This is a genomic window from Desulfacinum infernum DSM 9756, from assembly GCF_900129305.1.
Taxonomy (GTDB): domain Bacteria; phylum Desulfobacterota; class Syntrophobacteria; order Syntrophobacterales; family DSM-9756; genus Desulfacinum; species Desulfacinum infernum.
On the sequence record NZ_FQVB01000016.1, the window covers coordinates 27709 to 40721 of the forward strand.

Annotated in this window: 9 protein-coding genes and 1 riboswitch; of the genes, 3 read left to right on the forward strand and 6 right to left on the reverse strand. The window is 61.5% G+C overall.

What is annotated here, in order from left to right; genetic code table 11:
- Positions 1 to 6: 6 nt before the first annotated feature.
- Both BUB04_RS09115 and BUB04_RS09120 read right to left on the reverse strand, forming a co-directional pair.
- Entirely contained in the window at positions 7 to 2313 is a 2307-nt protein-coding gene (locus tag BUB04_RS09115) for a PEP/pyruvate-binding domain-containing protein (RefSeq protein ID WP_073038689.1), read from the reverse strand.
- A 481-nt stretch (positions 2314 to 2794) separates the two neighbouring features.
- Positions 2795 to 4045 (reverse strand): Glu/Leu/Phe/Val family dehydrogenase, encoded by a 1251-nt coding sequence (locus tag BUB04_RS09120; RefSeq protein ID WP_073038690.1) that lies wholly within the window; start codon positions 4043 to 4045, stop codon positions 2795 to 2797.
- A 503-nt stretch (positions 4046 to 4548) separates the two neighbouring features.
- Here BUB04_RS09120 and BUB04_RS19315 point away from each other — a divergent pair.
- The 3 genes from BUB04_RS19315 to BUB04_RS09135 are packed head-to-tail and all read left to right on the forward strand — an operon-like array spanning position 4549 to position 7524.
- On the forward strand, positions 4549 to 5037 hold the full coding sequence (locus BUB04_RS19315; protein WP_073038691.1) for a DUF4870 domain-containing protein: 489 nt from the start codon (positions 4549 to 4551) through the stop codon (positions 5035 to 5037).
- A 47-nt stretch (positions 5038 to 5084) separates the two neighbouring features.
- Entirely contained in the window at positions 5085 to 5570 is a 486-nt protein-coding gene (locus BUB04_RS09130; RefSeq protein ID WP_073038692.1) for a hypothetical protein, read from the forward strand.
- A gap of 28 nt (positions 5571 to 5598) precedes the next feature.
- Positions 5599 to 7524: a molybdopterin-dependent oxidoreductase gene (locus BUB04_RS09135; RefSeq protein WP_084076355.1), complete on the forward strand. Its 1926-nt coding sequence runs from the start codon at positions 5599 to 5601 to the stop codon at positions 7522 to 7524.
- A gap of 122 nt (positions 7525 to 7646) precedes the next feature.
- On the opposite strand, the gene cbpB is transcribed toward BUB04_RS09135, so the two are convergent.
- From cbpB to BUB04_RS09155, 4 genes are all read right to left on the reverse strand, one after another.
- Positions 7647 to 9023 carry a peptide-modifying radical SAM enzyme CbpB gene (cbpB, locus tag BUB04_RS09140; RefSeq protein WP_073038694.1) on the reverse strand — a complete coding sequence of 459 codons (1377 nt, stop codon included), beginning with the start codon at positions 9021 to 9023 and terminating at the stop codon, positions 7647 to 7649.
- A 233-nt stretch (positions 9024 to 9256) separates the two neighbouring features.
- A riboswitch (cobalamin riboswitch) is annotated at positions 9257 to 9489 on the reverse strand.
- Positions 9490 to 9512: 23 nt separating this feature from the next.
- Positions 9513 to 11450 carry a methyl-accepting chemotaxis protein gene (locus BUB04_RS09145; protein WP_218588409.1) on the reverse strand — a complete coding sequence of 646 codons (1938 nt, stop codon included), beginning with the start codon at positions 11448 to 11450 and terminating at the stop codon, positions 9513 to 9515.
- Positions 11451 to 11541: 91 nt separating this feature from the next.
- A complete protein-coding gene (locus BUB04_RS09150) occupies positions 11542 to 12042 on the reverse strand; it encodes a cache domain-containing protein (protein WP_073038696.1) in 501 nt (166 codons plus the stop codon).
- A gap of 442 nt (positions 12043 to 12484) precedes the next feature.
- A complete protein-coding gene (locus tag BUB04_RS09155; RefSeq protein ID WP_073038697.1) occupies positions 12485 to 12985 on the reverse strand; it encodes a cache domain-containing protein in 501 nt (166 codons plus the stop codon).
- Between the last annotated feature and the right edge of the window lie 28 nt (positions 12986 to 13013).

The following is a 13013-nucleotide window of genomic DNA, read 5'->3' on the forward strand; positions in this document are numbered from 1 at the left end:
AGTTTTTCATGGTTTGGCGTCCTTGTGGGGACCGACGAAGCCCAAGCCCTTCTGCGACTCCGCATCTTGATAGACGTGGAGATAGCCCCCTTGGGCGGCGGAGGGAACATGGACCACATGCACCACATCCTGGAAGGGGGCGGCGTCGGGGAGCAGTTCGGCCAGCCGGTTCTCCGTCTTCAGGAAAAAATCTTCCCGGAACACACTGCCCGGCTCATCCGGGTAGATAGCCACGGGCACAATCCGCGCTTCCACCAGATCATTGAAAAAGTGCGTGCCGAAGGAGACTTCCGGTGTGACGCCCTGGGATTCGAAGGCGATCTCTCCCAGGATCAGGGTCCTGTTGATGTCCTCGTAGCCCACCCGTACGCCCAGATTGATGTCGTTGCTGCCCCAGCGACCCGGACCAAAAAGGGCGTAACGCCTGCCCTCCAGGCTGCGGTTCAGCCGGCTCACCACACGGCCCACGGCCAGCTTCCCGTCGTAGTCGGGGATCCGGCCGTAGGCCCTGGGATCCACGTAGACGACGTATTCCACGTTGGGGATCACCGCGTTGAAGACCACCCGGGAGTTGGTAAAGAGGATCGCCTCGTTCGGTACGTCCGACGGAAGGGTTACCTGGGGGATTTCCTCGCGAACGCTGAGGGTTCGGCACTGCAGCAGGTAGAGCTTGTCCTGGTCCCAGGCGAATTCCACGTCCACCGGCCACCCGTAGGCCTCGTCCAGTCTTCGGAGAACCTTTCGGATCAAAGGCACAAAGCGGCTGCGGCGAATGAAGTTGTCGAAGGTGACGCAGCTTCGCTCCAGGGGTTCGGATCGGCCCTTGAACATGGGAGGCGCCAAATGACCGTCGCGGTTGTAGGAAAGCGCCAGAAAGGAGGCGTCCTGGGGGAGCACCCGCATCACTTCCCGGTAGGGTATGGATTCCAGGCAGCCCTTCTTCAGGTTCAAGACATCCACCATGCGTTGGGAATACTTCATAATCTCCTGGGCGCTTCCCTCCGGGCGCAACCCGGGATGGCTCAAGGCAATGAGGCGCGGGTAGTCCTGGGCCACCCGGTCCACCGCGCGCGTGCCCAGGCCCAGCACCAGCCGGACGACTCCGTCCTCGCTGCGGATCTTGGGGGTCCATCGGTAGGTGTTTCTGGAAAAGGCGACCCCGGCGGCAAAGGGAAGAAAGTAGTCTCCGTGGCGTTGCCCCACCACCTTCTGGACCAGAACGCTCATCTTCTCGTCGAAATCGAGCAGGTTGTGATCCCGCCGGTAGAGAATGGGAGCGGGGCCGTAGGTGCTCATGTGAACCCGCTTAAGCCCCCAGATGAATTCGTCCAGACGGCGTTCCAGGTCTCCCTGGTTGACGAGAAAGACGGAATCGTACTTTCCGGAAAACGCATGTCCGAAATTGTCTTCCAGGAGGCTGGAAGAACGAAGAATGAGTGGATGCTCCCCCACCATCTCCAGGAATTTTCGGAACATGGCCACCATGTCCGGCGGGAAGACGGCTCTCTGGAAAAGCTCGGCGATGTGTTTGTATTCCTCTTCGATGGTCTCCCGGGATTTGTACTTCTGGCTGTGGAACGTATGGAGGCCGTTGTAATCGATGAAATCCGAAAAGATCCCCGAGTTGAAATAGTAGGACTCGGGCACCCTCACATGGGCCTCCAGCTCGGGATCCCGCTCCGCCAGTCGCGGGACGAGGATCTTGTAGGCCAGGAGCATCCCGGCCGCCTTGCCGCCGATTCGCCCGGACCGGCGGGGACTCCAGTACGTGTGGTCCACCAGTTCGTCGATATCCCGGATGGTGATGTATTTCTTGGCAATCCCGATGAAGGGGAGTTGATTGGAAATGAAGTGGTTGATAAGTGCCACCCGGACGCCTTCCGCTTCGCTGGGATCGATGTAGAGATCCCCCTGGGGGATGGCGCAAAATTCCTTGAGGGCTTTCTTGATCTGCTTGGAGGTGGCCCCTTCGGCGTTGACCACCCGGTTGAGATTGCGGAAACGGTCCTGCTTGCGGGCCAGGTTGATGTGGTCGTCCGCCTCCTTTTCGGAAAAGTGGGTGGCGAAGAGAAGGTCGATGAGCGCCTGCCGGGTTCGCTTCTTGTTGGCTTCCGTCGGCGGGAGGCCCTCCCCCTCCAGGACCCTCAAAACCTGCCGTTCCAACTCTTCCTCGGTAAGGACGCCTCGGTTGACAAGCGCTTGCAGGAAGATCTCCCGCATCCGGCCCAGCAGTTTCGGATAACGCATCATCTTTTGGAAAAGGTGGTAGGTCCGCAGGAGCCGAGTGATGGGGCCGAAGGCCACGTCTTTCATGTCGATGGTTCCTTTCCGGGGCATGAGAGTCCGCGTCCATCTTATACCCGCTCAAGGCACAAAAGGAAACACGCTCACCGATGGAGGCCGCGGATGACGCACTTCCGGGGGGCGCTGGGGCGGGTGCAGGAAAGGTCCGAGGCGGCCGGGGACGCGTGGGATCCTGTGGAGCGGGACCGCGAGGGAACCCCAATGGAGCGCAGCCCTTCGGAGGCTGAAACAAGATGCTGGAACGACGGGTAATGTTGCGAGTGTTTGCGGTAGGCTCATGGATTTGCGGGAACCTTTTTCCGCGGGGCTGGAAGCCCCGCGGAAAGGTCCATCGGAACCCCTAGAAGTGACAGGAAATACCCGATGGCTTGTCCAGCGTGCGGGGATTTGCCCGCAGCCCTGAAGGGCTGCGCTACGAGAAAAACGGTCGTCCGGGACGTTTTCGGACTGTCTCCCGGGAGCTTGCCCGATGACGGACCGGAAAAGCCTCCTAGACCCAGCCGCGGAGCTTGCAGGCTTCAGCCACCCGCGCCACGCTGACCAGATAGGCGGCTTCCCGCAGGTGGATCTTTTCCCGGCTGCCCATTTCATAGACGGACCGGAAGGCACGGGTCATCTTTTCGTCCAGCCGCCAATGGACTTCCTTGAGCTCCCAATAGAAATTGTACGTGTTCTGCACCTGCTCAAAATAGGACACGGTCACGCCGCCCGCATTGGCCAGAAAGTCCGGCAGCACGATCACGCCCTTTTCAAAGAGGATCTCGTCCGCTTCCGGCGTGGTGGGCCCGTTGGCGAGCTCGCAGATCATGCGGGCCCGGATGCGGGAAGCGTTGGCCTCGGTGATGACGTTTTCCAGGGCGGAAGGAAAGAGCACCATCACATCCAGTTCCAGAAGATCCTCGTTGGAAATGGGTTCGGCGCCCGGAAAGCCCTGGAGCGTTCCGTTTTGCAGCTTGTAGTCCACCAGGGCCTTGGCATCGATGCCCTTGGGGTTGTAGACGCCGCCCTTGGAATCGGAAGCCGCCACGAGCTTGAGGCCCAGGAGCTCTTCGCCCAGAAGGGCCGCAAACTGGCCCGCATTGCCGAAGCCCTGCACCGCCATGGTCTGGCCGTTCAGATCGATGCCGTAGGTTTTGGCCGCTTCGCGGGTGACGTAGATGCCCCCGCGGGCCGTGGCGTCGTTTCGACCCTTGGAGCCGCCGATGGAAACGGGCTTTCCCGTGATGACCCCGGGATGATGCTCGCGCATGATCGTCTCGTACTCGTCCATCATCCACGCCATGATCTGCGGCGTGGTGTACACATCGGGGGCCGGTACGTCCTTGGTAACCCCCAGGGCGGACGCGATGGCCCGAATGTAGGCGCGCGCCAGCCGCTCCTTTTCCGTCTCGGAAAGTTCCTTGGGGTTGCAAACGATTCCCCCCTTGCCGCCGCCCAGAGGAATGTCGACCACGGATGTCTTCCAGGTCATCCAGGCGGCCAGGGCCCGCACCGTGTCCAGCGTCTCGTCCGGATGCCAGCGCAGGCCCCCCTTGGCCGGACCGCGGGCCGTGTTGTACTGGACGCGGAAGCCGTGAAAGACCCGAGTGCTGCCATCGTCCATCTTCACCGGCAACGTGAAGGAGAACTCGCGCATGGGCCAGCGCAGAAATTCATGGGTCGCCTGATCCAGGCCCAGCCTTTCGGCGGCCTTGTCCAACTGCCTTTGAGCGATCTTGAACGGATTCAACGCCTCGGTCATGGTGTGCCCCCTTTTGATGCTGTGAAATGCTGTCTCATGTGACCAAATTCACCCTAGCACACGGCGCCTGGGCAAAGAAGCGAAAAAACGGGCGGTGCCTTGCGGGCTGCCATCCTCCCCGGCGGGACGAAAGTAGCCTTATGAATATGCGAAACACGTTGATCAGAATAGCGCCAGCTCCGAATATCGTTGGTACAAAATCTTATGAATACGATACACGATTTAGTCGGACAAGACAAGCACGAAAGCCGCAGAACGCCTCTGCTCCCTTCCATCCCTTTTGCCCGTCCCCGCCGGCTTGTGCTAGGATGGCGAGCACAGGATCGGGGCTCCTGGGATGCCACGGATCCCCGCCCTTGCCGTGCCTGCGGGCAGGGGGGATGCCCACCAGCCCCCACGGTTCCCTTCCACACTGTTTGTCTTTCGCGGGCATGGGCAGCTGCCATGCGGGGGGTAGCGGAAACCTCCAGGGCCGACGGGAGCAGAGAGCAAGGAAATCGCCCATGGGAACGAATGGAGAGGATTTGGAACGGAAAAGGCCGGGAACCGGCAAGGATGAGGACGAGGCCTTTGGAAACACCGACGAGGCCCACACCTGGGCGTGCATGTGCCATTTCAGCGCCCTGCTCGGCGTGATCTGGTGGATTCCCGCAAGCTCCCTTTGGCTGCCTGTGGGGCATCTGCTTTGCCCGTTGGTTGTCTGGATCTACAAGCGAAAAGACTCTCCCTGGATCGACTTTGCCGGCCGTGAGGCCGTGAATTTTCAGACCGCCATGACGGTCTACGGCGCGGTGGGAGGATTCCTTCTTTCCGGAACCGCGGCCGCTCTGTGGCTCTGGTGCGTAGCGCTCACCGATCTTTTTTGGATCATACGCGGCGGCGTGCAGGCAAGTCACGGGCGTTTTTTCACCTACCCGCTCATTGCCTGGCGCCTTTTGCGGGAACCCCGGTCCGTGACGGCCCTGCGCACGCGCTACCCCCATCTTTTTTGACCGTGTTGTTCCGAAAAGGGGAACGATTCGCAAAGGAGAGAAACCCCATGTCCGATGCAGGAAATCTCGTCCCGGTGCTCCGAGAAGGCGTCGAGATCATCAAGATGGTTTTCTTTAAAAGACTCAAGGACTATGTGGCCACGTCCGGCACGGGCCGGGATGCCACCGACGCGATCCGGTTGTCGGGAGCGGTGGTGAACCGCGTCTTCGGCACCCCCAACCCCGAAGAACCCCACCGGTCCTACGCCGAGGCCAATGCGGAACGCATCCAGTCGGTCATCGGCCGCATCGCCGTGGACCTTCAGGACATGCGCATTCCCCTGACCGACGCTCTCCGGGTGCAGTTCTTGTGCGACCGCCACGAAGGGATCGACAGCACGGAGACCCTGGCGGCTGCCAGAGACTGGGGAATTCTGCTGGCCGATCGGGAAGTGCCGCTCCCGGCGGCCTTCATGAATCTGGCGCGGCGCCTGGGGGCGGCCTTCCATTTGCTCCAGAACCTGCCGAAACCGCAGGAGCCTTCCCTGGAATGATCCCGCAAAGAACGGGAAAGACATGGATATGCCGGAAAAACTGACCGCGTGCACCCAGGACTGTCCGGACACCTGCTCCCTGGTGGTGGAATGCCATGGTTCCGGCGGCTTGACCCTTCGTGGAAACCCCCGCCATCCCATCACCAGGGGGTTTCTCTGCTCCCGAATCCGCCATTTTCCCAAACGCTTGCAACGAACGGATCGCATCCTGAAGCCCCTGCTTCGGACCCGGGGCGGGTGGCGCTCCATCGGTTGGGACGAGGCCCTGGAGCGCTGCGCCGAAAAGCTGCAGGCGGCCCGCAGGGAAGACCCGGCGTCCATCCTGCACATCCAGGGAGACGGGGCCAAGGGAGTGCTGAAACTCGTCCCCAAATTCTTCTTCGGCCGTCTGGGGGCCACGGCCGTTTCGGGGGCGCTCTGCGACGCGGCGGGTATCGCGGCCTGCCAGGCGGATTTCGGGTCCCTGGACTGCAACGCCCTGGAAGATCTGGCGAACGCCCGCCGGGTGGTGAACTGGGGGCGCGATCTGTCCCGGGGTTCCGTGCACCTGGCCGCTCTCATCCGTTCCCTTCGACGCCGGGGTGTGCCGGTCTTGACTCTATCTCCGGGGGGCGATGGCAACGGCCCTTATACCGATCATCGGGTTCGGATCCGCCCGGGGACCGACCGGTTCTTGGCGGCCGCCGTCTTGAAGATCCTGCTGGATCGGCGCGGGTGGTCCCAGGCGGCCGTGGACCGGACCGCCAACGCGGACGCTCTCCGAGAACTTCTCCAAAAGACGTCCCTTGAGGATCTTCTGGCTCCGTGCGGCGTCTCACCGGCGGATGCGGAACGCGTGGCCCATTGGTACGCGTCGCCCGGCCCCACGGCCACCCTGGTGGGGTGGGGGCTTCAGCGCCATCCCTTCGGGGGCGAGAACGTCCGGTTCATCAACGCCCTGGCCCTTTTGAGCGGGAACGTGGGGAGGGCCGGGGGCGGGAGCCGATTCGGCATCCTCTCTCTTCGAAACTTCAACACGGATTGGGCCCGGTGGGGCCCGCCCCCGCGCGCCCTTCCTGTGGCGGGCATCGGAAGGGCCATCCAGGAATGTTCCGATCCTCCCATCCGGTTCGTCTGGATCAACGGATCCAACGTGGTCAACCAGGCCCCCGATTCCAGGCGAACGGCGGCAGCCCTGGAAGCGGTGGATTTCGTGGTGGTGGTGGACGCCTTCATGACCGATACGGCCCGGTGCGCCGATCTGATCCTGCCTTGTACCCTCATGCTGGAACAGGAGGATCTGGTGGGGTCGTTTCTGCACGACTATGTGCATTATGCCCCCGCGGTGGTGGAGGCTCCCGGAGAAGCCCGGGACGACCACGCGATGGTGGGCGATCTGGGGCGACGGCTGGATCCGCCGGTGGAGGTGCCCGAAAAGGAGACGTGCCTGGCCCGGTCTTTGACCTCCCCGTGTCTGGATGTCTCCCTGGACGATTTGCGACAGCGCGGCTTTGTACGCGCCGCCCGCCCCCTGGTGGCCTACGAAGGCATGCGCTTCGATCATCCGGACGGCCTGGCCCGGGTTCCCACGGAACTCCACGGGGAGCCCCCGGCGCCGTCGGAATATCCGTTGCGGCTTCTTACCCTCATTCGCCGCTCCGCCACCCATTCCCAGATTCCTCCGGAAGATCAGCGGCGGCCGCCGCTTGTCCGGGTTCATCCGGAAACGGCCCGGGCCCAGGGTGTCGCAGCCGGCCTTCCCGCCCGGCTCGTCTCTCCGCTGGGGCAACTGGTGGTGGAGGTGATGGAAGAGCCGCAACTGGATCCCGGCTCGGTGGTCTATCGACGGGGGGACTGGATGCACTTGGGAGGAGGCGCCAACCAGCTCATCGCCGCCAACCCGACGGATTTGGGTGGGGGAGCAGCCTACTACGGCCAGTACGTCCGCCTGGAGTCGATTGACAGGTCCAATTAGATTTCCTCTTCGATGCCCATCCGGTGTTCAAAGGGTGCGTGCGGCAGGGAACGAGAAGAGAACGGGCCCCGGGGGCGGGGGTGCACCCCGCCCCGAAGCCATGGGATCGAGGCCGCTAGGTTTTAGGCACATCGGAAGGATTCTTCCGTCTCCTGGTCCCAGGAGTCCCACAAGTAGGCCGCTTCCCGCCCCTGGGCCAGAACCCGGAGGGCGTAGCGCACCTGCTCTTCGTAGAACTCGCAGTAGGGACTGGGGGCGTTCACCGTTCCCGACACCACGCGCACTTCCGCCGGGCACGGCGCCCCGCAAAAGTGCCGTATGGCGCACGTGGCGCAGGGGACGATGTCTTCCACCTTCCGGGTCGTGATCTCCCGAAAGGGGGGGCTTTCCAGCACCGCATTGAGATCGTCCTGGTAGAGGTTCCCGCCGCGGTATTCCGGAAAACCGATGAATTCACTGCAGGGAAAGAGATCCCCATGGGCGGAGACGGCCACGAAGCAGCGGCCGCCACCGCAGGGGGAAATGTCGCACATGAGCCGTCTGCCTGTGGGGCCGGCCACGGCGGCCAGCACGTTGGCGAAGTTGGCCACCACCAGCTTCCGTCCGGTTTCAAGGAAGAGTTCGTAGGTGCGGTCCAGGGCCCGGCAGAAGGAACGGGCAAAGACGTCGTTGTCCGGTTTAAGATCTCGACCGCCCTTCTGCGTGCAGCGGACCGGGTTGAACATGACCACGCCCACGCCCGCCCGGTGATAGAAATCCACCATGGCCTCCAGATGCTCCACGTTGAGCCGGGTGACTGTGGTGATCACACTGAAGGCGGGATAGCCCGAAAGCCTTTCCATGACGCGAACCACCTGGGAAAAGGCGCCCGTGCCGTTCCAATTCTTTCGAGTGGTATCGGCCAGGCCCGCTTCGGCGGCGTCGAGGGAGATCCCGATCCCCACGCCCCGGGACGTGAGAAACTCGATGGCTTCCTCGTCCAGGAGCGTGGCGTTGGTCTGCACGCCGAAATGGAACCGGTCCCGATACCGGTCGATGCCTTGGAAGACGGCCTCGCGGGCGAGCATGGGTTCCGAGCCGTGGAAGATGAGCTGCGGCTTGGCCCCCGCGGGCATGTGGGACTCGAAGTAGGTCAAAAGACGCTCCAGAGCCCCGCACAGCTCGTCCGGGGTCATGGTCTTGCCTTCGCGGCGCATCTCTTCGGGAAGGTAGCAATAGGAGCAATTGAAGTTGCACCGTTCCGTGGGGTTGAAGTAGGCGGCGGAGGGCTTCAGGGCGAAGCGCAGATGGTTCATCTCGCGGCGGAAGTCTTCCCTTTGCCTCAGAAACTCTTCCACCAGGTGCCCCGAAAGGGCGTCGGCGAGAGCGTCCTTTTCGACAATGGCCCAGAAGGCCGTGTCCCCTTCCACCACCGCCACCCGGTCTTCCAGCCCGATGTCCAGGACGGAGAAGCCGGGGCCGTAGCCCGTGTTGGCATGCCGTGCCGTTGGAATACCCATGGAATTCGCCTCATACCTATTTGGCTTTGGGGGTGAGCAGGATGTAGTGGGAAAGGCCCGTGTTCTTGCCCAATTCCTTGCAACGGCGACGGTAGGAAACGATCTTCTTGGTCTCGTTCTTCATGGTCTCTCCTCCTTTGGGGTTGGGTTGGTGCGGCCTCGGATCCAAAGAAAAAGCCCGGAGACAATCCGCCCATGCGGATTCTCTCCGGGCTCCCTTTGCCATCAGGCACCCGGCTACCGGGCCTCCAGCAGGTCTTCTGGCTCTCGGATCAACTGAAAGGCAACGGCCTTCCCCTCGAGGTGGGCCCCGAAAGTGACCGATCCGCGCTTTCGGCGGATCCAGGCTGCCTTTCATCCCCGATCACAGCGGCGGGACCGCCACGGATTCGCACCGTGTTCCGGGATGCTGGAAACCTCAGCGACTCCGTTTCTTGATGACAGAACCGGCGGGCATCTGTCAAGCAAAGATTGCAAAGAAGGCGGTGTTCAAACCTCTTGCCGGGGTGCCCCCTTGAGATCCTCCAAAGCCGAGAGCTCCGACTGTGAACCAGACCGATGCTCGGGAATCTGCGGAACCATCCGCACCCGACCAGCCTCGACGCGCGCGTTTGCCTGGGAACGGGGAGATCCGGGTGCCGTTTGCGAATGGTGGCCGTTTTTCGCCGTTTTTCCTACCAGTCCAGCCAGAGCCTGCACGAAGTCTTCAACCGTTGCCGCCTGGTGGCTGAGTTCTTGAGCCGCCGAAGCGGATTGTTCCGCATGAGCCGCCGTCTGCTGCACAACTTGATCCATGTCGGAAACGGCACGGTTGATTTGTCCGATGCCTTCCGCTTGCTCTTCCGAAGCCGCGGCGATCTCTTTGACCAGAGCGCCGACCTGGTTCGCCTTTCGGGTCACCGAGGCGAATAACTCGCGTGTTTGCTCGGTCAGGGCCGCCCCGGCCTGTGTTTCCTTAACCGAAACCTCGATGAGGTTGGCGGTGTTTCTCGCCGAGTCGGCCGCCCGCATGGCCAGATTGCGGACCTCGTCGGCGACCACGGCGAATCCCGCTCCCGCCTCTCCTGCACGAGCGGCCTCGACCGCCGCGTTCAATGCCAACAGGTTGGTCTGGAACGCGATTTCATCGATGGTCTTGATGATCTTTTGGGTCTCCAGGCTTTTTTCGGAGATGCTGCGCATGGATTGCGCCAGTTGCTCCATGGAATGGGCGGTCTGGGCCACCACCTTGCCGGTTTCCGCCATGAGTACGTCCACCTGCTTGGCATTGTCGGCGTTTTGCCGGGTCATGGAAGCCATCTCCTCCAAAGCGGAAGATGTCTCCTCGAGAGATGCGGCCTGCTGCGAAGCGCCGTCCGCGAGGCCCTGGCTGGCCGTTGTGAGTTCCTGTGCCGCCAGGGCCACCTCTCTGGCCGCTTCCTGGCCTTGCCTCACGGCGCGGGCAAGGGCTCGTTGGGTTACTCGAATGAGCCAAGAGCCCATGACAAGAAGCAGGACCGCCTCCAGGCCCAAGGCGCCCAAAGTCACGAGGGACAGCCTTGCATTTCGGCGGTCGAGTGCCCCACGCAGCTCCTTGGCCAGGTTCTGGCTGACGCCGCGAAGATCCAGACTCCTTTGTTCCAGTGCGGACGCCAGGTCTCTTTTCTTCCTCCAAAGGTCGAGGAGTCCGTCTTCCATGGAATCCAGATCCTTGCCTGCGGACGTGACCGACTCCCAAAGGGCCGCATACGAAGCGTCCTGGGTGGCCGAAACCACAAAGGAAGCATTCTTGATAAGATCTTCGTATTGTTTCCGCCACACGGTCTTCTTGTCCTGGAAGTGCTTTTCGTTCTGATCCCGAAAAAGAAGTTCGAGGTCGGCGGCCCTTTCGTTCAAGGCAAAACCCACGTCCTTCATGATGTCGCGGAGGCTGACCTCGGTGGTTCCCAGCGCTTCGGCCTCCATGATGAGACTGGTCTCCTTTTGCGTGATCTGGTCGATCATCGCACGGGTTGCGTTCCGTGCCTCCTCCAGTCGATTCAGGAAGGTCGCATGTGCCTCTTCAAGGGCCGCCATGGCCTGATGGACCCTGTCGAAGCCCTGTTCTTCTTCGCGGGTGAGCGCTTCCAGCGACGCCACCAGGTCCCTGTGTGCGGAATCCGTGACAGACCGGCTCAGGTGGACGAGATCCGCCGACATCTGGGAGCGGGTGGATGCGATCTGATCGATCAAGGCCGCTTCGGCGGTTGAAAAGAAACGATTCTCCAGGGCCATTAAGTCAGCGGCGCGCAGCGCGATATTTTGCGCCAGCAATGAAGACTGCAGGGTGTGTCTCATGGACCGGGCTGCGCCGTAATTGACCACCGCATTGGTGATGAGAAACAGGACGCCCGACAGCAGCAGAAGAGCAATTCTTGCTCTTATGGATAGAGTCCCTCGCTTGCTCATGATGCCCTCGTCTTTCACAGGTCGAATTCGTCGCAGGGGGGAACACGAGATAGGCGCCGGCCGAAAAGCGCCCATCTCGGATCGGAAACCGTCACTGGGAGAGGGCCTTTTCCGCCTCTTCCTTGCTCACATCGTAGATGCCTGCTCCCACGAAAAAGTCCTTTCCGGGTACCTTCATGATGTAGCTCACCTTCAAAGAGGGTTGCTTCTCGCCGGGTTTGGGCCACCAATAGTCCGACCAGCCTTTTCCGGATGCGCTCTTTGCAATGGAAACAAACTCGGCCGTGAACATTTTTCCCTTGATGTCCTTCATGCCCATGAGGTTCTTGCCCACCAGGTTGGGTTTTATGGGGTGGGCGACGATGGTCCCGGTCATGTCATAGGCGAAACAATAGCTGTCCTTCCAGACAAACCGACCGTTCTTGTCGCTGATCTCGGCGAAGGCGTCCTCCCCCTTTTCGGCTACGAGCTGAGCCGCTTCGGTAACCTTCTGCACCACTTCCTGCGGGGTGGCTTCAGAGGCCTGGGCGTGGCCGGTCCAGAGGAGAGGAATCAAGGCAAGGCAAACGGCAAAGAGGAAGGTCTTTTTCATGGCTTTCGCTCCTTTCGGCAAGGAATTTTCCTTAACCCAGCGGGAAAACATGGAGACTCTGCATGCGGTGAATCGGCGGTTCGCGAATATTCCGCCATGGACGCTCCAACACTTTGCTTCTCCGCATCTTCCATCTCCTTGTTGGTTGGTTTCAGAAGGGGCCCCGTCCCGCAGCAAGCCGGCGGCGCTTGGAGATATCCAAAGCCATGTTGGAATGGGAACCGGAGCAATGAGCGTGGAGATGAGAAAGAGTCAGATCGGGAGCGATGAGATCGAAGGAGCGGGAGCGTGTGCGAGCCAGTGGGCATCCAAGGCCGCGCTAAACCCAACGTCACCTTATGTATCGACGCAGGGCAGGAAAAACTTGAAAAAAACTTTCACGTATTCAAACGCACCCGGGCGCCGTAGGGCCCGGGTGCCGCCACACATCGCGCCCGCCCCATTATGGAGCCGTCATTTTCTCCACCTCCGCCTTGCTCAGATCGTAGAGGCCTCCGGCCACAAGGAGGTCCCTTCCGGGAACCTTCATGATGTAGCTGACCTTCATGGACGGGGCCTTCTCGCCGGGCTTAGGCCACCAGTACTCGGACCATCCGCTGCCCTCGGGGCTTTTGGCGATGGATACGTATTCGGCCACCACCAACTTTCCTTTGATGTCCTTGACGTTCATAAGATTCTTGCCCACGAGGTTGGGCTTTATGGGATGAGCCACCACGGTGCCGGCCAGGTCCAGGACGAAGCAATAGCTGTCCTTCCAGACGAATCGACCGTTCTTGTCGCTGATCTCGGCGAAGGCTCCCTCGCCCTTTTCGGCCAGGAGTTGCGCCGCCTCCGACACCTTTGTGACCACTTCCTTGGGCGTGGCCTCGGACGACCAGGCCGCAGGGGACCAGGAAACAACCAGAGCGAAAACAACCGCCATAAGGACTCGACTTTTCAGCATAACCGGTTTCTCCCTCAGATCATCACAT